This is a genomic window from Legionella taurinensis (genome assembly GCF_900452865.1).
Classification (GTDB): domain Bacteria; phylum Pseudomonadota; class Gammaproteobacteria; order Legionellales; family Legionellaceae; genus Legionella_C; species Legionella_C taurinensis.
The window spans coordinates 821,778-847,627 of the sequence record NZ_UGOZ01000001.1 but is presented as its reverse complement, the minus strand read 5'-3'; the positions used below and the strand labels follow the sequence as shown (position 1 = coordinate 847,627).

Genomic DNA, 25,850 nt, shown 5'->3' with positions numbered 1-25,850 from the left:
GCCGTGGTTTGACGATAAGCGGGAAACAACTTAATGCAACGGCTCCCTGACTTCGTTGCCAGGGATGACAAGACCCCCCTCTATTCCGCGCCCACAGACACTTTACCCGCGGTGTAGGAATGAGCGCCGACCCCGGCCAAACGTCCCTGATTCACCACCAGGTACTCGTCACGGATCGGACGTCCCGCCAACCAGCACTCCAGAATTTCACGGGTTCCTGCCGCATACCTTGCCTGAGCAGACAGGGACGTGCCGGAAATATGGGGCGTCATCCCATGATGAGGCATGAAACGCCAGGGGTGGTTCTGCGGTGCAGGCTGAGGAAACCAGACATCCCCCGCATAGCCGGCAAGCTGTCCTGATTTGCAGGCGCGAACAATGGCATCCGGATCACAAATCTTTCCTCGTGCCGTGTTAATCAGGTACGCCCCTTTTTTCATTTGAGCCAGCAGTTCATCGTCAAACAGATGTTCTGTTTCAGGATGCAGGGGCACATTGATCGTCACCACGTCACAGTGCGGCAGCATGGATTGCACATTGGGGTGGTAAACAAGGCCCAATTCTTGTTCTACCGCCTCAGGCAAGCGGTGATAATCGGTATAGTGCAGCGTCACATCAAACGGTTTTAAACGACGCATGGCGGCGAGACCAATACGGCCAGCACCCAATGAACCGACTGCCATGCCTTCGAGATCATAAGAGCGTGTCACACAGTCAGCAATATTCCATCCGCCGTCTATCACCTGCTGATAGGAGGGGATATAATGGCGAACTAACGCCAGGATCATCATCACCACATGTTCCGCCACGCTGATGCTGTTGGAGTAGGTCACTTCAGCCACCGTGATACCATGGGCCATGGCCGCACTCAAATCCACATGATCAGACCCAATGCCGGCTGTTATTGCTAACTTTAATTTCCCGGCCTTGGCCAAACGCTCTGACGTCAGGTAAGCTGGCCAGAACGGTTGGGAGATAACGATGTCGGCCTCCGGCAATTCCTGTTCAAAACGGGAATGAGGGCCGTCTTTATCCGACGTGACAATCAAAATATGGCCCTGGCTTTCAAGAAAAGTACGCAAACCCAACTCGCCTGAGACACTACCCAGCAATTGCCCTGGTCTAAAATCAATTCGTTCCGGATTGGGTAAGGACTGGCCGCCAGGGTAATGGCTGATGCGGGGAATACCCTCACGGGCATAGTGCTCAGGGTAGCCGGTGACGGGATCATCATACAAAACGCAAAGTACCTTTGCCATTTATTCTCTCCATGTAATAAGTGTCCTGAGCCACAAGCTCAGCGTCCCTGGATTAAAGCGTATAACGCCATCCTGGCAACCCCTGTTCGTCTAAACTTAAGCCGTCAGCCAGCGTTGCAGCAATAACGTTGTCCGTTCACGTGTCTGAATCAGGGCGTCTGAATCGTCCTCACTCGGCGCGGCCAAATCGTCACAATGCGACGCGCCAGGAATCATGCTGTAAGTCAACCCGGGATTGCCGGTATTGTTGTTGCGTTCAGCTAAAGACAACAGGGACCAGGGATCCTGTTCGCCATTGGTGAAGTGAATGTTATCAATGCCGCTTTCGATCAAGGGAAAATAAAAGGCGGTGTTCATCCGCTCCGTGTTGGCCGGCTGCGTCAGACCAAACAACCGTTGACAGAGCATTTGATGGTATTCGTCATTAATCAGCCTGGATCGTGTTGACTTGTCCGGATTGGGATGAGCATTCTGCCAGTAACCGTACTCGGTGCAGGATTGATAAAGCCAGGCACGCAGGCCAAACGCTTTATTATAGTCAGCCGGATTCTCACTGATCGCGCCCTGGGCGCTGAGTTCCACGGCGGTGATGCCATAATGGTTAAAAATCGCCTGGGCAAATGCCGCGTAGTTCTCTAAAACCGTTTTTTCAGGCGAGGCCAACTGTTCACAGAAAAAATCGCGCATGCCGTATTGTACCGCCATGGCACCCAAATCGGCGACCACGTAGATAAAATCGACATTCTCTTGAATCGCTTCGGCGCTAAAAAGCTGCTTGATTTCCTGCAGACGCGTCGGGTCTGTGAAGGACGCTTCGATGTCACGTACCGCCTCCCGCATTCTGCCTGCGCAATCAGAACCGGCAACCTCCGTCACATGGGCATCGTATTCAATGAAATCACTTTTAGCCATCACCGGTGCTGAGGACGCCAGGGCGCCGGCTACCAGCTCGGGGTATTTCAAACGATAATAGGCCGCCAGCGAACCGGGATAGGAACCGCCAAACGCGATCCAGCGGCCTGTCCATTGCCGCTCTTTGCTCAGGCGTTGCTGGAAATTGGCCAGGTCATCCAACGCAGCTTCGGTGGATAAATACCGGAGGTGTGCGGTGGACAGCGTGGCAAAAGGATGGCTTTCGCCGTAATAACGGTGCTCCAAAGCCACCAGCCGGGCATGAAACTGTTGAGCAAAATGCCGTATGGCCCCCTGTAAATGGCGTTTTTCACAGGCCCCCTCACCGCAAATGTAGAAAAAAACAGGGGCGTCTTTTCCTGCAGCGAAGCGTTCATCTATATAATAACGTTGGGCAAATGTACCCAGATCATGCTGATGGTGATCAATCCATTGCTGGAAACGGCCTTCATGAATTTTTTTCTCAGCCAGAGGCAATGACGGTGTGCGGTCACGCTGGACGTAATAATCCAGCGGATTAGCATGGGTCAGCGGCAACAATAAAAACAAACTGAGACCGGCCAGCAGCGGCCCTGCAAATCCCTTTACCCTGTCCATCATCCCGTCCTCCTTTACTCATGGAATTCCATGATATTTTTGTAAGGGAGATAAAACAATATTAATTTAACAATTGCGGGTTTTTTTGCAGGTATTGCAGTAAATTGTCCGGCCGATAGTCCGGATCGGACTTGTAACGCTGCAAAACGGACGGATGAAGCATTTCACAGGTTTCCTTGCCTTCCCCCGCCGCCTGGTCGATTGGCCGGGAGTAGGGCGGGATAAGCCGATACAGGCCGGTACGCGAGTTGGCACAGGGCTGCATCAAATCAGGCTTAATGGGGAGATCAGACAGCCCGAGACCCGCATGCCTTGCCTTGTCTGCCATCCAGTGAAGCGCAATATCCGATAGACCGGTTGCGCTGTAGCCGCCGCCAACATCGGAATGGACACCCACAAACCACACCTGTTCCATGGTTTGGCGGGTATCGCTTTTATCTTTTTCCCACAAAGCCGGCTGAAAATGACGCCGCTGTTCATTAATGGCCACCGCATGGTAAGCATGATCCACCATGCTGCTTAATTTATAATCGTGAAAACGGTAGCGCGGCGCTAAAATGCCATTAAGCAACAAGGGATTGCCCAGTGCACCCACCGTGTCCCAGACCCCGATGAATTTAATCGGCGTCCGATCCCTGACCGCATAGGAACGGCGAAACAGGGTTGATTCCACCAGGCGGGGATGAGACGACAAGGTACGGGCACTGTAAAGCTTAAAGCCCTGATCCATTTTATCGATCTGATTACGCCGTAAAATGCCGCAATTGCGAATCATGCCGGCTAAGGTCCGCACCGTGAATGCACCGCGGCTGAAACCGAATAAAAACAATTCGTCGCCGTCATCATAATTCTGCACCAGAAAACGATAGGCCTTCAGCATGTTTTCCGATAAACGGTAGCCGGTCAAGCCATCGTAAACCCGGATGAACCTGTTGCCCTGCGTGCCTATACCCGTGTCATAGAACATCATCTGCTGAATGCCTTTGTATTCATACAATACGGCTTCAGCGACTTTGGTGACGTTGGTTTTCAACGGCAGTCCATTAAACACGGCATCGGGTAAATTCCAGGTGCCGTCGCAGCAAACCACAATCCGTTTCATCAAGGCTATCCCTGTTGCTTTTTCTTTAATTATAGAAGTAGATTATACCTCTCCCGAGCGTTGCGCTGTTTCGTTATAATGCCGCCATTGTCTTTTGGATGAAACCAATGAAAAGGATTTTCACAATCTGGCTTTGCCTTATCGCCTGTCTGAACCTGTATGCCCAAACGAGTTTGCAGCGCCTTGAACTTCACGGTACTTTTTATGACATGGGTAAACAATATGCCGAAAAAACAGCAGAGAAGCTGATCGCGCAAAAAGCCTTATCCATTCAGAGTCTTTACCCCGATGATCCGGTTAAAAAACAGAAATTCGCACGCCTGGTGAAGCATTGGCTTAAACAAGCCCGCCTGCGTTACCCGCCTGAACTTTATGAATTTCTACAGGGCGAGGCCAACAGCGATTTTGCCAAAACCCATGGCCTGAGCATTGATGATTTTATTTTTCTTGATCAGAGCATTTTACTGACTCTCTTCGCTAAAGAATTTAAGCACGGTCCCTCTGTTGATTCCTGCTCTTTTCTGGGTTTAAAGGATGACGCTGTCATGGCGGGGCGTAATTTTGATTACCCCAGGGACTATCTGGCCATGACCACCCGCTACCCCCAGGTTATTCTTTTTGAACACCAGAACAAAGCGCTTTACCCCCATCGCGTCATGAGCATTGGACAACCGGGCCTGATTTCCGCCGCCACGTTTATGAACGACCAGGGTTATTTTATGGCCATTAATGCCGGGGCCAGTGTTGGCAATGAGTACAAGGTGTTTCAAAGACGCTCTTATTTTGGTCAGATGTTGATTCAAATGTTTAAAACCAGCCAGTTTGATCAATTGTCGAACTGGGTCCGTCACACGGCGCCAGACTTTGGCTATCTGGTGAATATTGCCGGTCCAAAGGAAAATGATCTGATGTCCTTCGAAGCCTCGCCGTATAATGAAGTCCAGGGGCATTATCCCCTTGATCAACTCCCTGAGGATGTGTTTAAAATTCGTTCACGGAAACCCGGCGAAGCAGAGACTGTTGAACCGGAACTGGACAATAACAAGGATTTTCTAGTGGTTGCTAACACGTTCCGGTTATTGAATTGGCCGCTGTACCTGGGTCATGACCACGGCCAGCAGACACCCAGTTTTTCAGCTGAGCGTTACCTTCATCTAACGGCGTTGGCCCGGACGCGACAGAACAGCTCCGCAGAGACACTCAAGGGCATCATGGAAAAAGAACTCAATACCCTACAGGCCTTTCCCGGTGCAACGGTGCATTACTGCGGCACCGATCCCCACTACCTCCGTGATCCCAGTGCGACTTATTACACCGTGGTTTTTGATACCGCCAGGCGAGAAGCCTTTATTCGATTTCAACAAACCGACAACGCTGAAGCAGCCACCTGCGAAAGCCAATGGACGCCCTGGCAGTCTGTCACATTTTGAGCCGACGAGACGCCGTATACAGCATAACGGTGAAGCCAGCAAAAAACGGGCGCTTGTCCACCAATCACAACACTTGGAGAAAAGTCATCAGGAGCAATGAGGGAGGTGACATCACCGGTTGTGGCTACCTTTTTCTACGCATGTAGCCGGCAACCAATACAATCACGGCAATGCCGAAAACAACCGCCGACAGCGATAATTTTCCGAAGCCACCAAAGTACCCTTCCACGAAGTTCACATTAATGGAGGGTTCAATGAGATCAGCGTAAGCCACTGTAACAGAAGTCAGTATCAGGCACAGGCAGGCAATAATTTTAACCAGCACAATAGTTCTCCGACAATAATTGAACTGCCGTTTAAGATCAGGGAATAACCGAGGCCCGATTTCAACGGCTTTAACATGGCAATGCGAATCAGCAGGGCTTCTACCAGAATGACAGCCGTCTCGGTAACAAGCCAGCTCAGGTTCGGTGCATGCGTTGTCTGCTCCAAATAATGAAAGGCGATCTGGGCCAATGGATTGGTGACGCAGTTTAATCCTATAATAAAAGCTATCCATAGCCAGAATTCTTTTTTGGGGACTAAGCGTTTGATAATCAGTAAAAAAGCAGCCAACTCACACAGTATGGTCACGAGCAGTGTGGTGGTCATGTTTATGCTGTCAGCATCCATTTTTCCTTTTAGCTCCTACTTGCTATCCCTCAGTTTACTGGGGGCGCCTCACGTCTATTACGAACTGGTTTATATCCGCAAACACATCGCCACGCAGTTACCGGCATCTTTTATGATTCTCGTGGTAAGCATACTCTCTTTCCTGGTCATTGTGAAAATCTTTCATCTGATACACCCTCTTCCCGGGATGACGCTTTTTGAACTTCTTTGTTTATTCTCTCTGTTATTTCTGTGCCTTTATTACAGCACCAACTGGCTGACCAGCCTCGTTCTGGCTGTGTTCACAAGCCTGCTGATTTTCAATGCGGCCCTGCTTTTAGTTACCCTCGCCTTTTTACATAACCTGACCCCCTGGGGCTTTCTGTCAGTGCAAAAAGCGTCATCGCGAGCCTGGATCCTTTTTATTGTCAATCCTTGCGTTGTTTTTCTCTTAGCCCTTTATCTGACAGTCGATGCGCCTGTGTTTTCTCATCAGGAAATCCACCAGTTCTTGTCCCATTACATCCTGAATGCGTCTTACAACACCCTGACCATTGCCTGGTTTGCGGCAGCCGTTTATCTACAAATGATTCATTATTACTTTGTGCTTCGGGTGCTTCCAAACCATGCGGGCATGACCTTGCCTATTCATTTACCGGTACTGGCCATTTTTGTAGTATTCAGCGCCTTTTTCTTCTACGCCTTTTCAGTCACCAGAACATTCTACGGCATCGCTGCTCTTTTTCATGCCTACCTTGAAATTCCCCTGCTGCTTTATCTTTTGCCCCTGACAGGGAAACTAACTGCTAACTCTGATCAAATAACCAGCATTGTCAAAAAATAAGGTTCAATGATATTGTAATCGATGGGGGTAACTTTTGCGGTTTAAAGTCATCGATTAAGCTCCGTCCACGATCGGGCTCCACAACTAATTAAGGATGATGTATGAAATATTTAGTGACTTATTGTGCCTTCGATACAGAAACCAGCAATCCTTTATGGCATAGCGCCTTTATTTTGTCTCAATGGGATGAGATGCAAGGCAATCAGGCGCCCATAGAGGTGGTCAATACTTACGGATTTTACGGCGTCCCCACAACCACACGCCATACCTGGACCGCTAAACTCAAACTGCTTGTGGGATTTGATGTCGATCTGAACGGCAATCACGGCATGCTTCGTCCGGAAGAAACCCGCTTTATGGATTTTGGTTCCGGCATGCACGGCGTTACGTTTGAATTAACGATGGAACAGTTCCAGGCGTTGCAGGGCAAATGCAAACAAATGATACAGGAGCAGGAAGACACCATTGAGGAAACTGCCCAATTTTTTAAATTGAAGGCCGCCGATAAAAAGCGAGTCTATGCCTACGAAAAATGGTCCGCCTTAATTTATGAAACTGAAAAAATCCGCGCCAGCAATGAAGGCCGCGAGCCGCGTTTAAAACCCTTTGAAATCAATCCCTCGCTGACCTGGTCAGGACCTTCGTTAAGCCAGTCTCATACCTGCAAATCTCAGGCAATACGCCTGCTGGAGGGAGTACTGACGGCCAGCCAGATTGCCCGGCTGACGGAAAATGGCAAACACCCCGCAGTCCCACGCTACAGCGGTATTATGGAGCCCCTTGCACTCCACAGTGAAGGGCCTTTGAAAACCCATGTGAAGTCGGATGGGACACTCGTCCATTTTCGTGACGGCGCCGATCCTGCGGTGAAATTACGCTGGACTCTCCCTCCTCAGGAAATTGAGGCCCTCTCGGAAGATACCTTACGGCGAGTAACGCTGCCTGAGGAACATTTACCTCGAATCAGAACACTTTGTAAGCGGCTTCAACGACTGGAGTGGTTATTTATCAATGCCGAATTACCGGCTTCCTATGAATCTTACCGCACGGCGCTCATTGCGCTTATCCGTTCCAGCTATCAGGCATTTTCCAACCCAGTCCCCAAAGAAGCACTGACCGAGCTTCCTGGCTGGAAAGGGTATATGCGCCATTTGTTCTCTATTCCCAGAAATCAGTATGAGGTCGCCTTGCTTGACCAACTCAGGCAGGGCGAAGTCCTGCTGAACAGCCTCTACATGGCCATGGTGGACAATTGGAAAATTGAAAGCGAATGCCCTATGGAATCCATAAACACCTTGCCGGCGGATGACTCCCAGGAAGACGATGTCTATAAAAATCCGGTTGAAGCCATTGCAGCTTATCTTAAAGAAAAAGATAAAGAACGCGCCTGCCAAATCATGGGCCGCAGTTATGTCAGTGCAGAGGAAGAGGAGGCAGAGCAAGAGGAGGCAGACGAAGAAGCTGCTTTCAGTGCAACCCCAGCACTCCAATAAATCAGAAGGGAACCGCGCCAGGCGGTTCCCCGTCCCTCTTTATCTATTGAAATGACCAGTCAAATACTGAATAATGGCAAAGCCTCTTACATGACCTTGATGGTTAATTGATAACCATGTCGGAATTAAATCAATTAAATAACAGTGAGTTGCGGCAACTATTAAATTCGAACAGGTTAAATGACCTGTACGAGTTTCTGGACGAGGGAACCGTCGATGCCCTGATTGCCTACGGGCACAGAATCGCTCCGAAAATGCGTCGTAAGAATAAACTGCTGCAGGCCATATCCCTCCCCCTGACCGATTCCTCAAGCTACCCTCTGATCTTATTATGGAGCGTTATTGGCGTCGTGACCCTGGGGGTTCTTTCCCTATTGATAAGTACGAGCATTATGGCCTTGCTCTCTCTCTTAATGGGCGGACTGTTTATTTATGCCAATTACAAAGAGTTGCATCGAGACGAACTTAAAAATCAAAAATATTGCTGTCTCTATGCGTTAAAAAACAAAACAGCCGATCTTCTGCTTGAACGAAACGGCTTGGCTGTAAAGACACGACGAATCCCTGAGTACATCAACAAAAACCGTGCCCTGCTTGTCCGCGACGCGGTAAATACCACCGCGTTAATCTGCACGACCTTATTCGGTACTTATTTTCTCGGGGTCAATGCAGTTTTAACCGCGTTTGAAGCGGCCGCCGTCGCGGGATTGACGATTGGACCGGCCGGTTTTCTCATTGGGATTGGCATCGCGGGTTTCATCAGTCTCTATTTAGGCTACCATTATTATCAATCAATAAAGGCCGATGATTACTCTAAATACCAAAAAAAATGCCTCACCACCATTGTGGAAAAAAAAGCCGCCGTCTGCGAGGCCATTCATAACCGGGACATTGAACTTGTTTCACCCAACGAAATACAGTCTAAGGGCGCGCTCGGCGTAAACAGCGTCTCCACCCGAAGTAAATTCCTGTTCACCTTGACCGCGGTCAAGGACAATGCCTTTTTTAAGCCCGAGGAGGAAAAAAAGGAACCAGAAAAATTGCCGCTCCCGTTGACCATAGGCTCCTATCGCTAGGCAAACCGGTTTTAACTCCAACCGATGACGTCGTCTGTCCCTGCTCCTTCCGGAAAGGGTTTGGATGTTCCTTTGAATAATCAAGCACTCACGTGTACTATGGGTGTGTTAGTTTGCGGATTAAGGATAATCAAGGGGTTCTATGGCATTGATTCTATTTCAACGCACGGGCGAAAAAGCAGGTGCCTTATTGCAATCCACCGTTTTCTTCTTTGTGTTTTTTGGTCATTTTTTTTATAGCCTGCTGTGTAACTGGAACGCCATCGCCTGGCGCGAATCCTTTATTGCCACCTTGCGAGCCGGAACCTGGGTGGTAATCCCCCTGCTGTTTGTCAGCATGTTGATGGGCACCTCCCTCGCCGTCAGTATTCATTACATGCTCGCCTCGTATAACCTTCAGCATCAAGGCATGCTGATTGCCCAGAATACCGTCATTCATGATTTCGCCCCGCTAACCATTGGCTTTGTTCTGTGTACTCAGTGCGGTTTAAACCTCATTGATTTTTATCACCCAAGCCTTCATGAAGATCCGCAAAAAGTGTTGCTTGAAAACATCATTCCTCTTGTCGCCGGATTCAATGTCACGGCTCTGCTGCTGTATACCTATGTCTCGTTAGGATTTTTAACCAGCATTTACTTAACCTTCTATTATTACCTCAAGGCGGATATCAATGAGTATTTAATCCGTTTAGGCGATGTCATTACTCTGGCTGATTTACTGAATTCGCTCTGCAAGACTATCCTCTATGCAACCATTGCCAGTTTCACCGCAGGTTATTATTATTATGATGTGGCCAATCGAATATTGCCTACGAGGAAAGCGGTGTCACGCATCATTACACGCGGGTTGTTTTGGTTAATTATTGTCAGCGTCATATTGAAATTATATCTCTCATAGCCACCGGTAAGGAATAGAATGCCCAGGGAACGTCAGGAACGCATCTACATAGGAATTGGTGTATTTATTTTTGGCGCGATCGTGCTTGCCGCGCTGAGTCTGGTTTTTATGTACAAAGAATACATGCATGGTAAAGTTGAGACCTATACCATGTTTTTCAAAGGCTCCTTAAACGGCTTGAATGTGACCTCCCCCATCACCTACCGCGGCGTTAAAATCGGTGAAGTCAAACGCATCGAGTTGACTGCGAATAAATCAAAATCCAATGTGGCCATTCCAGTCTATGTTGAGTTTTTCGTCGAAAAATCCTTCGTCCAGAAAGACAACCCCATTCAAATTCTGATTGATAACGGCATCGTGGCGACAATTACCGCACCCAATATTCTCACCGGCACAGCCAGCATCGAGTTGGTGCCTTCCGAAAACAAACAAAGAACAACCCCATTGATTCGAACCTTCCACGGCTATTCCATGTTCCCAACCGAAACGTCTAACGAAGACGACATGACAGCCAATGATACCCTGCGCGCGGCACGGAAAACCTTACGCGACATCAGCAATTTAATTCGCTCCAAAGAATTCAAAGACACCATTGTCGCCATTAAAGACATGGCGGCCAGTATTGATAAATTAGCCATTGCCATCTCCGAACGCATGCCGGGTACCTTTGTCTACTTTAATGAAAGCATGAGGGAAGTAGCCAAGGCCGCTTATTCCGTCCGCAACTTAAGCGATTTCCTTTCCCGCCACCCGGAATCCCTGCTGCGGGGTAAATCATGAGGCGCGCCGTAGGATTACTCCTCAGTGCAAGTCTGATTCTTACCGCCTGTTCGCGCAGTAAAGATCCGTCCTATTATGTACTGAATCCGGTTTCAGCACCGGTGATTCAAAGCAATCAATACATTCATGTCAGGCTGGGGATTGAACGGGTCAGCGTACCGGACTACCTCGATAAACCGCAATTAAGTATTTATTACACACCCAATCTCAGTGAATTACAGGAAGATTCTCAATGGGCAGAAGAGGTCCGGGGCAATGTGAAGCGGGTCATTAAAACCAATCTGTCCACTTTTTTATCTGGCGCCCTTGTTGAACTGGCGCCCTGGGATATTAAATACAAACCCAACTATCAATTGCAGGTCGATATTTCCCAATACAAGGTGACCGCTCAGGGGCAAAGCATTTTACAGGCGGAATATGTCATTTATAAAGGCGAAGAACCCTTTAAAAAATACAAGGTAGCCTACACGGAAAAGCTGTCTGTGGTGAACCCCAATACCATGGTCATCAGCATGAACAATAACCTGACCCGGCTAACCCGGGATATTGCCAGGCACCTGCCCCGCGCTTAATCAATGCGGCCGCCCGCCTGTTGAATGTGGTGAAGGATGTAGCGCTGTACGTCTTCGCTGACCTGCGCACTTGGAAACGTAATGAATTGACTCTTTGAAAAAAAGAGCAACCACAGGTCATCATAACGCCACACGTCTTTAATGGCTGACCAGGGAAAGGTGCTGCTGCCGGCGCTGGAAGAGATTGTTGCGCTGTTTTCTGACGCAATAAATGACGCCACGGGCGAGCCCATTTCCCTGAATTTATGCCAGGCATTACGAAAATGCACCAGGTAGAGCGTTAAAATCATTAAAAAACTGAGAAGGAGCGCCGCCCCCAACGCCCCGATCCACCAGGAACGGTTGCCCTGATAAAGCAGAATAAAAAAAACCAGGGTCATTATGACCAGAGCAATCGGGTAGACCAGGCCAACCGTTCTTTTCCAAAAGCGGAAAATGGCTTTGCGAACCATGGATTCATCATAGGTCAGGGTAATCTGGTGCATGATCTTCACTTCACGGCCTGTTTATAAAAAGATAGCAGTTATTCGGTATCTGCTCTAATTTTTAACTAAAAAACTGGTCAATCCCCGTTTAAAGGCAGTACTATAACGGCCTTATCAGTTACTATGGGTATTGTCCTTATGAACACATTGAAGAAAGCCGTGGGCCGCTTTATTTTTATGAGCCGCTGGCTTCAGGCGCCCCTGTATCTTGGCCTCATTGTTATTTTAGCCACGTATGTCTACCGTTTTATTGCTGAGCTTTACCATCTGATCAGCCATTTAAATGGTGTGGATGACAATCAAATCATGCTCGGCGTATTAAGCCTGATTGACGTGGTCATGATTGCCAACCTGCTCATCATGGTGGTCATGGGCGGTTATGAAACCTTCATCTCGCGTCTTGATCTGGATGCCCATCCTGATCAGCCGGAATGGCTGGATCACCTTGACGCAGGAGCTATGAAAATTAAACTGGCCCTGGCGTTAATCGGCATTTCATCCATTCATTTATTGCGTACATTCATCGATCCCTCGAGGATGGCCAACGACAAGGTTATGTGGCAGGTTCTCATTCACCTTACCCTGCTGGTCTCCGCGTTAGCCATTGCTTACACCAACAAGCTTTTGTCTTCCGGCAGTAAACATTATTCCACAGAGTAGACTGACAAACATTATTGCATCATGGTCATCCTTATGCCATGATGACCGCGTTAACTATTGATTTGGATTTAGATATGTTAAAAAAAATAGCCGTTTTGTCGCTTGGCACTGCCTCCCCTGTGTTAATGGCGAGTAACGCCGTAGACCTTTATCAGGCCCCGCTTTCCAGTTTAAACTCGTTTTCCCTCATCCAGCCTCAAGCCCATCTCGCTGCAGCTAAAAAGATTGCGCCGCAAGAAAATGCCTTGCAACAGATCAGTCAAACACGAGAAAACAACAAAACCATTACCCGTTTTCAACAGCTCTACAAAGGAATCCCGGTGATTGGCGCCCAGGTCATGGTTGCCAAGTCCACCACCGCCGCGCTAGCGGCCACTGCCGAGGGCGAAGTGAACGGCCAGTTGATTAACGAATTAGACTTAAACACGCAACCCGCACTCAGTGCCAATCAGGCTATTGCTGTCGCGAAAAAAGACTATCAAACCACCCATACCAGTGAACTCCACCCCGTTCGCAGTGAATTGCAAATCCGTATGGAAGAACCCAATACGCCCCGTCTGGTTTATCTGGTTGCCTTTAAAACTGTCGAGAGCAACAAGCCGGCGCAGCCGACCTTCGTCATTGACGCCCAATCCGGCACTGTTTTGAGTCAATGGAACGATGTCAAAACCTACGGTGATAGCGGCCCTGGAGGGAATGAAAAAGTTCATGAGTACTGGTACGGTAAAGACGGCCTGCCGGCATTGGAAGTGACTCAGCGCGGCGACACGTGCATCATGGATGATTCGAAAGTGCGGTTGGTTAATTTAAATTCCAAGTGGGATTGGGACGACAAAATCATGACTCCCCATCAATATCCCTGCAATGCCAACATCGAAGAAACCGTGAACGGCGCCTATTCGCCAACGGATGACGCTTATTATTTCGGTCACACCATCATTGACATGTACAAAGACTGGTACGGGGTCAATGCGTTGCAAAACACCAAAGGCAAGGCGATACCTCTCGTGATGCGCGTCCATTTCGGTGACGGGTATGACAATGCCTTCTGGGATGGTCAGGCCATGTCGTTTGGCGATGGCACCGATTTTTATCCCTTGGTTTCGCTTGATGTCGCAGGGCATGAGGTTACCCATGGCTTTACCGAGCAACACGCCGGCCTTGAATACCATGATCAACCCGGAGCGCTCAATGAATCCTTATCGGATATGGGCGGTCAGGCGACCCGCGCTTACCTGTTAGAAAAAAATCCCTTGCTTTTCAGCAAAACCAATTTAAATCCCACGGCAGTGACCTGGGGCATTGGTGAGACCGTCGTGAAGGATTCTTTTGGTAAAGCGCTGCGTTTTATGGATTATCCCTCTTCGGATGGCAGTTCTGCGGATTGTCTTGATAAGACAATTGCCCGCAGCAGCGGCAGCTATTGCGCAATCAGTTACCCTGAACTGGTGGCTTTTGCCAAATCACGCATCTCGGATCCACAGGATCAGCAAAGCTTCATTGTGCATACAGCCAGCGGCGTGTTCAACAAAGCGTTTTATCTGTTATCGCAGAAAATCGGCATCAAAAAAGCCTACCATGCCATGGTCGTCGCCAACACCCGTTATTGGACGCCAACAACTGATTTCAAAAACGGGGCTTGCGGTGTTTTGTATGCCGCTAACGATTTGAAACTGGATTTGAAAACCTTTAAAACGGCCTTTGCGCAAGTGGGCGTCATGACCACTCAATGCCGCGTATAAGCATCCGCTTCATCTGCCCGGCTTTATCTGTCATCCCGGTCTTCACCTCCCCCGCGCAGGCGGGGGAACCACGCGTCATCCATTTAAAAAGTCACAATGGCCTGTAAGGCGAAGGTATCCCGATTGCCACGGTAGCCTCTGACCGGCCGATCAAGGCCTGAAGCCATGACGGACTGTTTGTAATTCAAGTCTTTAAAATATTGCAACTGCAGGGTGAGGTAAGGCGTTGGAAACAAAGCCAGACCGACTCCGGCTCGTTTTTCGGGCAATTGCAAGGCCAGCGCCTGAAAGGATTGATCATAAAAAACACTGACTTTGACTGGAACAGTCCTTACCTGGAACTCATACCCGCTTTGCACGCTCAAGGCCTTGGGTGCTGCCCCTTGGTTCTGGTAGGCAAGTTCATTGCTATCAAAGCGCCGCAAAGCCGAAACGAAGGTCAGGTAGGTTGAATAGCCGCGATAATGCCAATTCACATAAGCCGCTCCTCCCGGCACATGGCTATTGATAGTGGAAAACAGGTAACCTCCAAATCCCTTGTTGTATTGAAACAATTGGCTCTCAGCGAATGAATAGAGATAACTGAACCCCACATCGTAATACTCATTGTGCCAACCCGTATTGAGATTGTAATAATAATCAAGCGTTGAGGAACGAACCCGTGAATGAGGAGAAAACAGGGACACACTGCCATAAAGGCGGTTATCAAAAGCCATGACTAAGGTGTCTTCATTCGTCTGGCCCATGGCCTTAGTCAAAGGCTTGTAAATCAGGTCATTTTTATAACTGCCGAAAGGCAGCCATTTTCTGCCGGCATCGACGTAAACCGAAGCCATAGCGGGCTCGTGCAAACCCAGGTAAAGTTGCTCAAAATACAATTCAGGGGTGACTGGCGTGGGCAGGGTGTTGTAAATCAACAAGCCTTTGATCTGGCTTTTTTCCCAGAAAGCCCAATCGGACTCAAACTTTACATTGGATAATTGTTGATTGAGTAAATAACGTTCTCCTGCCAGCGCGGAATCACTGACATTAAAAAACACATGCCCCTGGTAGGAGAATCGCTCATTTTCAAAAGGATGAGGCAAGGCGGCAGCTGAGCTGGACAAGATAAACAAGCCACCCAAGGCACGTTTTTTCAACATCAAGGCAAAGAATCAGGATAAAATTAAATGATAATGATTATCATTTACGTTTGCAAGATGCGCTGTCCGATTAGGAGTGAGACGACAGATTGTTCCCTTCATCGGGTTTAAAGTGGCGTCGGCTTTGGAGCTGAGTACAGAGGATCTTCTTGCCATTGGTTGCATAAAAGAAGGTATCGCCCACGCGGCCTTCGTGCATTTTGAACATTTTTTTATAAGGAAAATACTCGTTCGCATTGGTCATGCTTTTTGTGGTTTTTTTAAAGCCTGGCGGCAGAATCGGCTTCGTCAAATCCCAATCAGGGTAAGAGGCATGACTTGAAAAAACATGGCATAACGCTAACGCATTGAAAGCAAAAGCCAAATCATACTGAATGATCTGATTAGCGTAAGGCGTTTGCCCGGGAAAATCCATGGTCGGGGTGGTGTTAACCAGTTGCAGACGAGGCTCCCGGGTTAGCAGCAGATAATTTAACAGGGGGGTGTAGCGCTGCCATTCATCCTCGTTCATAACCGGTAGAGGCAAGCCCTGCTGTATTGTCGTTTCTATTCGTTGAATCAACGCCATCATGGCGGGTTCAATGGACAGGTAATAATTCACGGCCATGGCTTTAACCAGCCCAATGACGAGATCGTGCATGGCCGAATCAGGTTTTTCAATAGCCGCCAGTTCAGCAAAAAAACCATTCAATTCCTCGCAGGTCAGGAGTTCAAACCGAGTAAGGCGGGTTAAAAAAAGGGGGACAGCATGCGGCACCTCGTCGTCAAGGATGCGATGGTTTTCTGCGTAATTTATAGCTTGAATTTTTACAGAAAAAGAAATAGCCCCTTGTTCAATCAGTTCTTTAACCATCATCGTACAGCAAAGCGACTACTCTCATGTAATTATAGCTCAACTGGGCCCTTCCAGTAGAAATAAGACAGCCTGGGATGCGTTTTTTAAGACTGAAATAAAAAATGCTCCACTTTACTAACCACCGAATAATCAATACATTACGCCTATTATTATCTGGCGTTGAAAAAGATGAAGAAATACTTACTCCCCTTGCTGTGTATTGTCTCCCTTAGCCACGCCCACTGCCCGATTTACTTCAAGAAGGATACCCTGCCCATCCAACAGGATCCTTTATTTTCACTGGTGTCATCGAGTGCCTCTTGCCCTGAAACAATTACCGCTTTCACTGCCCTGTTGCGTGACAATGGCTTAAATCAGCAAATAAGTCTGGTTGCCAACCGTGGCCGCAACAATCCGTCACAAGGAAGCTTCAGCTTCTTTACCTCCATTTTCGGTGCGATGCGGAACGGTAAGTCAGTCGCACACGGTGATTTCTTTATTGGGTATTTCACCGATCAGAAAGAAGGCCTCATTTATCTTGATCAACAAGCGGAAGCGGGCAAATTAATGATCGAAGTTATTGCCTGGGATAACGACAAAGCGCTGTATAATTTTTATGAATTACGGGGGATTGATGGCGGTCAAACCCGCTGGTTTTATCGTGGAAATTCTAAAGATGCTTATCGCGACAACCGCTTTTTATATCGTCAGAATCCCCCGGATGAAGCCCATTTCGGCCAGCGTATGCGCTGCTCGGCCTGCCACAATTCAGGGGGCCCTATTCTTAAGGAAATGAAAGCGCCTCACAATGATTGGTGGACAAGCGCACGGCCTTTGGAGTTCGCACCCAATCGGCTTGATGAGGAAACCGCCTTGCTGCTGTCTCAGATCAGCGAGGCCCATTTGTTGGCAAACGATGTCAAAAAAGGAATGGAGAAACTGCGTCAATCCGCTAAAATGCGATCGTTTATCAATCGCTTAAGTTTACAGGAACAGCTTCGCCCCCTCTTCTGCACCACTGAAATTAATCTGGAATCCAGTTTTAAAAATTCCCGGGTCTCTATCCCTTCGGCATTCTGGCTCAATCCATTGCTGGGTCAGGTGAAGTCATCATTAGCCACCCCCGTGTATGCCTCTTTATTGAATCAATGGGATATGCACTTTCCCGAAACGTCCTTGCAGGATGCTGATCATCCCTGGCTCACCCCGGTTAAGGGCTATAATGACCAGCAGGCGATTCGCCAGCTGCTTCGGGATAAAATCATTGATAAGCACTTCGTTCAGGCAGTCCTGATGATTGACTATCAGCATCCTGTGTTTTCCAAAACACGCTGTGAACTTTTAACCCGTCTGCCATTAGAGAATAAGCCGGGTTGGCAGGTTGAATTTATTGAGACTTTAACTCGGTCGGAACACCTGAGCGCAGGCAGGCAACTCGCTCGCTTTCTCACCATGAGCAACAGCAGTGAATGGCAGACCGTTATTCGTCAATATCGCCAATCGGTGCGGCAGCTGCTGCGCACCGAATCGGGCGCTGCTGCCAGCTTTCAGCAATTACTTCGGCTGCGTCAACGTGTGTTTGACAGTGAGATCTCACAAAATCCCCTCGGGCAAATTCTTGAGCCGGGATTTCGAGTGATTTTTCCACGATCGCCAACAAGCGTGTAGAGTCTCAGGGGGTCTTATACCCCCTGCCCTTTGGGATTTTTGCACTGTGCCAAATCAATCCCTTTTTCTTTTAATGCCGCCGCCAGTGCGTCTCGTGTTGGATAGGAATAAATACTCCATGACACCCCGTAATTACTGCGCTTGCCCTCAAAAAAATAAAAAATGTCATCGAGATACGGATTGCTTTTGGGATGCCTGACAAATTGTTCCGGGGCACAGACAAAATCATCAGGTTGAATATTATACATATTGGCCTGCAACCTGTTGTAGTTGGCAAATTGGCTGCCCGTATGATAAATCACGTACAGAAGCGGCAGTAAACAGAGAAAAGGAATCAACAGCACCATAATCGATTGGTCGGGACGTGATGCTTTATTCAGCCTACGGGCATAAAACAGGCTGGCGAAAACAATCAAGGGGTAAAGCCAAATGTAATAGCCGACGATGGAGACATAATGTGACGCAACGCCCGGCCCACCACAAAGACCGCTGTAACAAACGTAGAAAGTAATGGCATACGGAACCACCAACAGGGAAAACCAGACTAAAGCCAACAGAAAAGTACGTGTAAATTGTTTCATGAGCAATCACCTTAAAACGAGTCAAATCCTTGATAATCCTGCCAGGGAAGATCTTCACGGCTATGCTCTTCCACACGGGCTAAACGTGGGCCTTTTTTTATCCAGGCATAAAACAGATCCAGTTTATCCACGTCTCCACAGGCAAAAATTTCTACACGCCCATCCTTCAGATTACGTGCCCAACCGGTAATACCCAGTCTGAATGCCTCCTCTTTGGCAGAGGCCCGATACCATACTCCCTGCACTTTGCCTGCAACAAAACAGCGCATACACGATGGATTAGTCATAGGAATTTCTTACTGGTTTGCGTAGTATTAGAGTTTATGCTTATTTTACAAAGAAGTGGAGATGAAAATGGCCATCTGGTACAACGAGTTTGGTGTTGACGATTTGAATCGCCGCGGAAACAACACCCTGTCTGAGCTACTTGGCATTCAGTTTACCGACATTGGCGATGATTACCTGACCGCCACCATGCCCGTTGATGATCGTACGCGGCAACCCATCGGCATTCTCCATGGCGGCGCCAATGTGGTGCTGGCAGAAACCGTGGCCAGTACTGCAGCCAATGCCGTGATTGATATCAAGCGCTTTTATTGCGTGGGGCTGGAAATTAACGCCAACCACCTTCGCTCCGTGAAAGAAGGGCTGGTCACGGCTGTCGCCTCGCCAGTGCATCTGGGCCGTACGACGCAGGTTTGGCAGATTGCCATTTACAACGAGCAGGGCAAACAGACCTGCATTTCACGAATGACGGCGGCAGTCATTGCCCGCTAGGTTGGTTATAATGCGAAAGAATCTTATCCTCGTGCTGGTGTCCTTTGCCATGTTCATGGAATCCGTGGACACCACGGTCATTAACACCGCCATTCCAGTGATGGCCAAAAGCCTTAAGGTCTATCCCATCGATTTAAAACTGGCATTGATAAGCTACCTGCTCAGCCTGGCTATTTTCATCCCCATCAGCGGCTGGATTGCGGATAAATTCGGGGTTAAAAAAGTCTTCATGTGTGCCATTGCCGTGTTTACGTTAAGCTCCATCTGGTGTGGCTTTACCCAAAGCCTGCCGGAACTGATTGCAGCCCGCATTGTGCAGGGCCTGGGTGGTTCATTGACCATGCCCGTCGGCCGTCTAATTATTATCCGCACCTGTGAGCGCCACGAACTGGTTGCCAAAATGAGCATTGTGGTGATGGTGGCGGCGATAGGCATGATGCTTGGGCCGGTTGTTGGCGGCTTCATCACCAGCCATTTTTCCTGGCGCTGGATATTCTGGGTGAATGCACCCATTGGTGTACTGGCTTTAGTGCTTGCCCGGAGATTGCTGCCGTCAATGCCGCCAAGGCCGGTACCGAACCTGGATAAGATCGGGTTTATCCTGTTCGGCAGTGGACTGGCCACGCTGACCTTTGGCCTGTCCACGTTAAGTGAATCCCATACCAGAAACTCGCACTCGATGTTGACCCTCGCCATGGCAGTGTTACTGCTGTTATTTTATAGTTGGCATTCGCGCAATAAAGCGCATCCCGTGGTTAAGGTAAGTCTGCTTCGCCTCCGCACCTTTCGGGTTTCCATCACCGGGAATCTTCTGGCGCGCCTGGGTTTTGGCGGCATTCCCTTTCTGCTTCCCCTGCTTTTTCAACTTAGCCTTGGATTTTCACCGGAGCTTTCAGGGTTGCTTCTGGCGCCGATAGCCTTAGGGGTTTTACTGGTTAAGCCGTTGTCGCTTGCTATTCTGAGACTCTTTGGCTACAAGAAACTGTTGATACTCAACACCGTCCTGGTGGCGCTGGGACTGTTTTCCTTTGCCCTGGTCAATGCACAGACGTCCCTCTACTTTATTACCGCCCTGACTTTCGCCTACGGCTTTTTAATCTCATTGCAATACACGGGCATGAATTCCTTAGCGTATGCCAATCTCGCCCCCGATGACATCAGTGCAGCCACCAGCATCATGAGCACGACCCAGCAACTCGCACAAAGTTTCGGGGTGGCGGTGGCTGCCGTTTTGGTGCGAATTTTTGCAGCCAGTAACAACGAAACCCTATTAAGCCTTAAAACTTTTCATGAATCGTTTATCGCCTTGGGGATATTAACCTTGTGCTCCGTGGCTGTTTTTATTTCATTAAAAAAAGAGGATGGCGATGAATTAATTCATGGTCCCCTGGAAAACGCCCGGGCCAACTAGAAAAAGCCAATGACCAGACCACCGCCAAAGGAACGCTCCAGGCTGTTTAAAGCGCCGTGGAGGCGCTGGTTGTAAACCACATCGACCGTCATGTTTTTTGCCACCAGAAAAACCAGGCCGGCATCGGCATTCACGCCCCAACCCTGATTAGGTGCGGTGCGGCTTTGGGCATAGGCTTCGACGTACATGTTCATTTTATCCTGCAATGGCCATCCTGCAAGAATCAGGGGATTCATGCTGAGATAGCGTTGATTTCCATCCACCGGTTGAGTCACGAATGAAGCAAAACCCACTTGCGCCGCAATCCCAAACCCGGAATCAAAACTGTAATTGTAAATGCCATTCACCATGCAGCCATTTTTACGGCCACCAAAATTGTTACCTCCTGAGGGTGGTGAAATAGCCGCCTGCAGTGTAACCAACTGATGGTCGTCATAATAGGCAATGCGTTTAGCCCCCACGGTCACAACACCGTAGCCGACCTGGCGGGGCGTTGATTGCCAGTTGTAAGCCGGGGGTAAAATATCAATCTCGGTATGGTGCCCCAAACCGAACCGCCACTCCATCTGCGGGACATTGTGACTGAAGCCATTGGGTGTGGTTTGCTGGTAAGTATAGCCGGATTCAATGAGTAATGACCTGGCAGGGACGATGCAAGCGCTTAAAGCTTCGGAAGGCCGGTCCACCAATGCCAACAGGCGGTTTTCCCCGCTGCAAAGCGGCACCTCGCCGGCCTGCAGGGGAAAAATGGCAAAGGCCAGCAGGCAGAGAAACAGGAAGGGTTGATAAACACCATTCATGCAGCAATCCATTGATGCAATACTAAAATAACCACTTTACCTGGCTTAGCCGTCATTGACAAATCGCCTCTTAATCAAAACGACAGGCGGCCAAGGTCACACGCCGGGTTTGATTCAGCCATTTATGGCTAAGCCATACACCTAAAAACAAGGGAACGCCAAGGTAGGAAATGATAACCCCTTGCCAATCAATGGCCTGCCCGGTAAACGCCCTGTAATTTTGACTGCCAATGATCAATAGGCATAATCCGAAGGCAAACAGAGGCCCATACGGGTACCCTTTGGCGAGATAAGGCAGCTTCTTTGGATCCCTCCCCTGATGAAGATAGGCTTTTCGGAAGCGGTAATGGCTCGCGGCAATACCCATCCAGGTGATAAATCCTGACAGACTGCCGGCATTCAGTAACCAGAAATACACCCTGCCGCTGCCATAGAGCGAAGATAAAAACGCCAGCAAGGCAATGCTGCTGGTCAAAGCCAGGGCCCGCAAGGGTACGCCGCGGCGATTGACTTTAGCAAAGGCTCTGGGTACATGGCCTTCACTGGCAAGAAACCAGAGCAGACGGCTTGAGACATACAAACCGGAATTGGCTGTGGAGAGAATGGCAATCAACACCACACCATTCATCAGTAACGCCGCCGAAGTAAAGCCTCTTTGCTGAAACACAAACGTAAAGGGGCTCATCAACACATCCGAAACCGTCAATTGTTTGGCTGTATAAGGGATAAGCAGGCTGATAATTAAAATCGATAACACAAAGAACAATAGAATCCGCCAGAATACCAATCTGACCGCACGAGGTACATTAACCCCCGGATTGTCACTCTCGCCTGCGGCGATGCCTAATAATTCCGTCCCCTGAAAGGAAAAACCAGCGGCAACAAACGCACTTAACACCCCGAGCCAACCACCATGAAACGGTGCATCGCCGATAGACCAGTATTTAAACCCGGCTGGCTGGTATTCCGTCAAGCCGGCAATCATGGCAAAACCCACCACAATAAACAAAATGATAACCGTGATTTTGATGAACGAAAACCAGTATTCCGCCAGGCCGAACGCTTTGGTGGAAATCACATTAAAACCCATCACCAAAAACAAAAAAGTGGCACACCAAAGCAGCGGCGGGCTACCAGGAAACCAGAAATTCATCAGCAAGGCGGAGGCTGCGATTTCAGACGCAATGGTAATGGGCCAGCTAAACCAGTAATTCCAGGCCAGCGCGTAACCGAGGGAAGGATCAATAAAACGGGAGGCATACACATAAAAAGACCCTGAACTCGGCATGTAGGCGGCCAGCTCCCCTAAACCGCTCATCAGGTAATAGACCATAATGCCCATGATCACGTAAGCCAGCAACGTACCGCCCGGGCCTGCCAGCGACAAGGCATTGCCGCTGGCTAAAAAAATACCGGTGCCCAAGGAGCCGCCCAGAGTAATCATGCTTAAGGTGCGGGCACTCAGCTGACGCTGCAAACCCGGTTGTGATGACGCATCCTGCATCATTGTCCTTAGTTAGTCATTCAGGAATTCACAGAGTAACCGTTGAAAATGATGAGTCCCTTGTTCTTTGGTCGGTGAAAAACGCCCGCCATCATAAAAACGGGACCGTATCCCTTTTTGTACAGCCTCCACCACGGCCTCGTCTTCCCGCTCAACAACATCCAGTTCCCCGCCTGCCCCTTTACCCAAGTGACTCTCATCAAGCACAAAGGTTAGAAACGAGACTTTCGTGACATCAGGCGTCATGGGTTTGACCACATTCACCGAGCATCCCCAGGGATAAAAATTGAGCATGGTGTTGGGGAATATCCAGTAATAATAAGCCGCTACCTCCTTGCCATAATCCTGCGCGTCTTTCGGTAAGTTGAAACTCGCTTCGCCATTGGCGGCCAGCGCCAATTGCAAATTGCAATAACGGTAAATTTCCGTGGTATACGTGGTGCAGTCAATGACCTGCCTTAAACCATGATGGACAAAGGGAATATGCAGGGCTTCAAGGTAATTTTCACAGTAAAGGGCCCAATGGGCCTTGACTAAGTAATCGCGGGACCGCTGCGCATCCAGGCGCATGTTTTCCATGGGCAGCCAGAATAAACGCTCGCGAATTTCGGCAAAAACCTCCTTAAACGGCACGGCAGGCGACAGCGCGGCAAATAAAAACGGCTCCAGAGTATCAAAGGGAATGGCAGGCAGGTTGTCGCGCTCCGAAGGAAAATTCTCCGTTTGTTCAAATTCCGGCATGTGCAGCATGTCACCACAAAGACTGAAACGGCGGCCATGATAGGCACATTTAATTTTCTGCATGACAGTGCAGGGGGCTTCAACCAGAAGATTACCGCGGTGGGTGCAGACATTGCTCAGACAGTGCAGGGCATCCTGCTCATCGCGCACAAACAGCAAGGGCTCATCGAGCAAGCCAGGCAGCAGGGTATGAGGAACCAATTGACCGGGAAGCCGTAAAGCCTCCGAACTCAGGCAAAACTGCCAGGTTCTCGCAAAAATTTTTTCCCTGCTTTGCTCAAACCAGTCGGTTGAAGTATAAAAGTCCGAAGACAACGTGGACGCTTTTCTAATATCCGGATCAACATAAAGCGGCTTCATTCAAATATCCTTGTGCAGCACTCCCGCAACAGGCTGGTAAAATTATTGTATTCCCTGCCGACTGTCAATTGAATTTACGGTACTGGCGATTGACTGTACTGCCTGAACAGGTCCGTCAGCACGCGTGCGGAAGGCCCCATGTTCTGGGGATTGTGATGCACCAGATACAGTGGGTAAGTACGCACGTTATCTTGTGGTAATCGCAGGGGTTTGATGGGTAAATTTCTACCCTCGACCAGCGCTTCAGGCAACCAGGAAAAACCAATGCCATGCGCCACGCATTGAATTTTCATTTCCATGGAACTGACCTTCCAGTGAAATTCAGAGCCTAACCAGCCTTCATTCCTTTTTTTATGTCGGCCCGAATCCTGAACGATGATGTATCGTTCCTCGCAGAGTTCCTCAAGGCCTATGTTCTTTTGATGCAGGGGGCTGTCAATGTGGGCATAGGGAATGGAGTTAATGTCCATTAATTTCTCCCCCATGTAACCTTCAGGAATACGAGAAACTATAACCATCTCGGCTTCACCCTGCTCTAACGCGTCGCTGGGACCGGATAACAGTCCTTGATTTAAAATAATACGGGTATGGGTATTCTGAAGACCAAAGGCTTTTAAAACCTGCAATAAGCGATTGGGTGGGAAAATTTCATCCACAGCCAGACGCAGGGTTTTTTCATGGTTGGATTTAAACTGATGAACGCTCTGCTCCAGATTCCTGGCAGCCCGTGTTAATTGCCGCGACGAATTAAGAATATGCAGGCCCTGCTCGGTAAGCACAGCCTTTCGGCCCTGCAAATCAAACAGGCGAATACCGAGAATATCCTGTAATTTACCCACGGTGTAACTGATGCTTGATTGACTTTTATGCAGTTTTTCTCCTGCTTTTGCAAAGGTCCCTTCATCCGCCACGGCTTGCAAAACCCGCCACTGCTCCAGAGTAATTTTAGCCATTGCGCCCCTTTAATCTAAAAAACTGATTGTTTTGCTCAAAAAATCGCGCTTTTTTATTTAAAAAAGCCAATTATAATCGATTTAATCAATAAATAAAGGAGAATAACATGAGCAAAAAAGGCATCACACTGGCCCTCTGTCTGGCCGCTTCCAGTCTGGCTTTTGCTGCAAAAAATGAACAGGAGATGAATAAAGACGTCGTGACCCGGTTTTATCAAAAAGCCATTAATGACAAGGATTTTGCCGCCGCAGAAACGTACATGGGACCCTGGTATATCCAACACAATCCCCTGGCAAAAGACGGTATTGAGGGCTTTAAGCAATACGTTGATTACCTGAAAAGCACCTATCCTGAGTCGCACAGCGAAATCAAACGGGTCCTGGCGGAAGGGGATTATGTGATTCTGCATGTCCATTCCATCAAAGAGCCCGGCACTCGCGGCCAGGCCATCATCGACATTTTCAGGCTGGAAAACAATAAAATTGTCGAACATTGGGACGTGGTGCAAAACATTCCCGAGAATGCCGCCAACAGCAATGGCATGTTTTAACCATCAAGGCCGTGTCACGGCCTTCA

At 48.8% G+C, this 25,850-nt stretch carries 27 protein-coding genes; 13 read left to right on the top strand and 14 right to left on the bottom strand.

All coding sequences use genetic code 11. From position 1 onward, the window contains the following. Nucleotides 1-80 precede the first annotated feature (80 nt). The 3 genes from DYE45_RS03990 to DYE45_RS03980 all read right to left on the bottom strand — a co-directional run bounded on the left by DYE45_RS03990 (nucleotide 81) and on the right by DYE45_RS03980 (nucleotide 3,870). A complete protein-coding gene (locus DYE45_RS03990; protein ID WP_115300493.1) occupies nucleotides 81-1,259 on the bottom strand; it encodes an NAD-dependent formate dehydrogenase in 1,179 nt (392 codons plus the stop codon). A 96-nt stretch (nucleotides 1,260-1,355) separates the two neighbouring features. Then, a complete protein-coding gene (locus DYE45_RS03985) occupies nucleotides 1,356-2,771 on the bottom strand; it encodes a S28 family serine protease (RefSeq protein WP_242602698.1) in 1,416 nt (471 codons plus the stop codon). Nucleotides 2,772-2,829: 58 nt separating this feature from the next. Further along, on the bottom strand, nucleotides 2,830-3,870 hold the full coding sequence (locus DYE45_RS03980; protein ID WP_207393867.1) for a T6SS phospholipase effector Tle1-like catalytic domain-containing protein: 1,041 nt from the start codon (nucleotides 3,868-3,870) through the stop codon (nucleotides 2,830-2,832). A gap of 107 nt (nucleotides 3,871-3,977) precedes the next feature. On the opposite strand from DYE45_RS03980, the gene DYE45_RS03975 reads away from it, so the two are divergent. Continuing rightward, nucleotides 3,978-5,300, top strand: coding sequence for a C45 family peptidase (locus DYE45_RS03975; RefSeq protein WP_108294095.1), 1,323 nt, complete (start codon nucleotides 3,978-3,980; stop codon nucleotides 5,298-5,300). A gap of 124 nt (nucleotides 5,301-5,424) precedes the next feature. Here the strand turns inward: DYE45_RS03975 and DYE45_RS14575 are convergent, their stop codons facing one another. After that, nucleotides 5,425-5,625: a hypothetical protein gene (locus DYE45_RS14575; RefSeq protein WP_108294093.1), complete on the bottom strand. Its 201-nt coding sequence runs from the start codon at nucleotides 5,623-5,625 to the stop codon at nucleotides 5,425-5,427. Next, a complete protein-coding gene (locus DYE45_RS03970) occupies nucleotides 5,592-5,972 on the bottom strand; it encodes a hypothetical protein (RefSeq protein ID WP_136627729.1) in 381 nt (126 codons plus the stop codon). The genes DYE45_RS14575 and DYE45_RS03970 overlap by 34 nt, the downstream gene beginning before the upstream one ends. Nucleotides 5,973-5,991: 19 nt before the next feature. On the opposite strand from DYE45_RS03970, the gene DYE45_RS03965 reads away from it, so the two are divergent. From DYE45_RS03965 to DYE45_RS03940, 6 genes are all read left to right on the top strand, one after another. Continuing rightward, complete coding sequence (locus DYE45_RS03965; protein ID WP_147286225.1) at nucleotides 5,992-6,795, top strand: hypothetical protein; 804 nt, start codon at nucleotides 5,992-5,994, stop codon at nucleotides 6,793-6,795. 101 nt (nucleotides 6,796-6,896) lie between these two features. Then, nucleotides 6,897-8,288, top strand: coding sequence for a hypothetical protein (locus DYE45_RS03960; RefSeq protein WP_108294087.1), 1,392 nt, complete (start codon nucleotides 6,897-6,899; stop codon nucleotides 8,286-8,288). 116 nt (nucleotides 8,289-8,404) lie between these two features. Beyond that, a complete protein-coding gene (locus DYE45_RS03955; RefSeq protein WP_115300491.1) occupies nucleotides 8,405-9,364 on the top strand; it encodes a hypothetical protein in 960 nt (319 codons plus the stop codon). A gap of 142 nt (nucleotides 9,365-9,506) precedes the next feature. Then, nucleotides 9,507-10,262: an ABC transporter permease gene (locus tag DYE45_RS03950; protein ID WP_203456177.1), complete on the top strand. Its 756-nt coding sequence runs from the start codon at nucleotides 9,507-9,509 to the stop codon at nucleotides 10,260-10,262. An 18-nt stretch (nucleotides 10,263-10,280) separates the two neighbouring features. Beyond that, on the top strand, nucleotides 10,281-11,042 hold the full coding sequence (locus DYE45_RS03945; RefSeq protein ID WP_242602699.1) for an MlaD family protein: 762 nt from the start codon (nucleotides 10,281-10,283) through the stop codon (nucleotides 11,040-11,042). Beyond that, nucleotides 11,039-11,614, top strand: a complete 576-nt coding sequence (locus DYE45_RS03940; protein ID WP_108294083.1) for a PqiC family protein — start codon at nucleotides 11,039-11,041, stop codon at nucleotides 11,612-11,614. Before DYE45_RS03945 ends, DYE45_RS03940 begins: the two co-directional genes overlap by 4 nt. Here DYE45_RS03940 and DYE45_RS03935 read toward each other — a convergent pair. After that, the gene (locus DYE45_RS03935; protein WP_108294081.1) at nucleotides 11,611-12,099 is read right to left on the bottom strand and encodes a YcxB family protein; all 489 of its coding nucleotides are present in this window, start codon (nucleotides 12,097-12,099) and stop codon (nucleotides 11,611-11,613) included. The two genes, DYE45_RS03940 and DYE45_RS03935, sit on opposite strands and share 4 nt — an antisense overlap. A 138-nt stretch (nucleotides 12,100-12,237) precedes the next feature. Between DYE45_RS03935 and DYE45_RS03930 the strand changes: the two genes are divergently transcribed. Both DYE45_RS03930 and DYE45_RS03925 read left to right on the top strand, forming a co-directional pair. Further along, complete coding sequence (locus tag DYE45_RS03930) at nucleotides 12,238-12,759, top strand: TIGR00645 family protein (protein WP_108294125.1); 522 nt, start codon at nucleotides 12,238-12,240, stop codon at nucleotides 12,757-12,759. A gap of 74 nt (nucleotides 12,760-12,833) precedes the next feature. Next, nucleotides 12,834-14,501, top strand: a complete 1,668-nt coding sequence (locus DYE45_RS03925) for a M4 family metallopeptidase (RefSeq protein WP_108294123.1) — start codon at nucleotides 12,834-12,836, stop codon at nucleotides 14,499-14,501. An 83-nt stretch (nucleotides 14,502-14,584) separates the two neighbouring features. Here DYE45_RS03925 and DYE45_RS03920 read toward each other — a convergent pair whose 3' ends face one another. Together DYE45_RS03920 and DYE45_RS03915 are read right to left on the bottom strand one after the other, a co-directional pair. Then, complete coding sequence (locus tag DYE45_RS03920; protein WP_108294079.1) at nucleotides 14,585-15,643, bottom strand: LbtU family siderophore porin; 1,059 nt, start codon at nucleotides 15,641-15,643, stop codon at nucleotides 14,585-14,587. A 70-nt stretch (nucleotides 15,644-15,713) separates the two neighbouring features. Continuing rightward, nucleotides 15,714-16,499, bottom strand: coding sequence for a hypothetical protein (locus DYE45_RS03915; RefSeq protein WP_108294077.1), 786 nt, complete (start codon nucleotides 16,497-16,499; stop codon nucleotides 15,714-15,716). A 168-nt stretch (nucleotides 16,500-16,667) separates the two neighbouring features. Between DYE45_RS03915 and DYE45_RS03910 the strand changes: the two genes are divergently transcribed. After that, entirely contained in the window at nucleotides 16,668-18,146 is a 1,479-nt protein-coding gene (locus DYE45_RS03910; RefSeq protein ID WP_115300490.1) for a hypothetical protein, read from the top strand. A 14-nt stretch (nucleotides 18,147-18,160) separates the two neighbouring features. On the opposite strand, the gene DYE45_RS03905 is transcribed toward DYE45_RS03910, so the two are convergent. Together DYE45_RS03905 and DYE45_RS03900 are read right to left on the bottom strand one after the other, a co-directional pair. Then, nucleotides 18,161-18,727 carry a hypothetical protein gene (locus tag DYE45_RS03905; RefSeq protein ID WP_108294073.1) on the bottom strand — a complete coding sequence of 189 codons (567 nt, stop codon included), beginning with the start codon at nucleotides 18,725-18,727 and terminating at the stop codon, nucleotides 18,161-18,163. Nucleotides 18,728-18,738: 11 nt separating this feature from the next. Then, nucleotides 18,739-19,014, bottom strand: a complete 276-nt coding sequence (locus DYE45_RS03900; RefSeq protein WP_108294071.1) for an acylphosphatase — start codon at nucleotides 19,012-19,014, stop codon at nucleotides 18,739-18,741. Nucleotides 19,015-19,081: 67 nt separating this feature from the next. On the opposite strand from DYE45_RS03900, the gene DYE45_RS03895 reads away from it, so the two are divergent. After that, complete coding sequence (locus DYE45_RS03895) at nucleotides 19,082-19,504, top strand: hotdog fold thioesterase (protein ID WP_108294121.1); 423 nt, start codon at nucleotides 19,082-19,084, stop codon at nucleotides 19,502-19,504. 10 nt (nucleotides 19,505-19,514) lie between these two features. After that, nucleotides 19,515-20,915, top strand: a complete 1,401-nt coding sequence (locus DYE45_RS03890; RefSeq protein WP_115300489.1) for a DHA2 family efflux MFS transporter permease subunit — start codon at nucleotides 19,515-19,517, stop codon at nucleotides 20,913-20,915. On the opposite strand, the gene DYE45_RS03885 is transcribed toward DYE45_RS03890, so the two are convergent. From DYE45_RS03885 to DYE45_RS03870, 4 genes are all read right to left on the bottom strand, one after another. Beyond that, nucleotides 20,912-21,715, bottom strand: coding sequence for a transporter family protein (locus DYE45_RS03885; RefSeq protein WP_160160672.1), 804 nt, complete (start codon nucleotides 21,713-21,715; stop codon nucleotides 20,912-20,914). The two genes, DYE45_RS03890 and DYE45_RS03885, sit on opposite strands and share 4 nt — an antisense overlap. Nucleotides 21,716-21,785: 70 nt before the next feature. Beyond that, nucleotides 21,786-23,222 carry an amino acid permease gene (locus DYE45_RS03880; RefSeq protein ID WP_242602700.1) on the bottom strand — a complete coding sequence of 479 codons (1,437 nt, stop codon included), beginning with the start codon at nucleotides 23,220-23,222 and terminating at the stop codon, nucleotides 21,786-21,788. A 9-nt stretch (nucleotides 23,223-23,231) separates the two neighbouring features. Next, a complete protein-coding gene (locus DYE45_RS03875; protein WP_108294063.1) occupies nucleotides 23,232-24,320 on the bottom strand; it encodes an SRPBCC family protein in 1,089 nt (362 codons plus the stop codon). A 74-nt stretch (nucleotides 24,321-24,394) separates the two neighbouring features. Then, a complete protein-coding gene (locus DYE45_RS03870; RefSeq protein WP_108294061.1) occupies nucleotides 24,395-25,273 on the bottom strand; it encodes a LysR family transcriptional regulator in 879 nt (292 codons plus the stop codon). A 107-nt stretch (nucleotides 25,274-25,380) separates the two neighbouring features. Here DYE45_RS03870 and DYE45_RS03865 point away from each other — a divergent pair, with 107 nt between their 5' ends. After that, nucleotides 25,381-25,824, top strand: a complete 444-nt coding sequence (locus DYE45_RS03865) for a nuclear transport factor 2 family protein (protein WP_108294059.1) — start codon at nucleotides 25,381-25,383, stop codon at nucleotides 25,822-25,824. The last annotated feature ends 26 nt before the right edge of the window (nucleotides 25,825-25,850 follow it).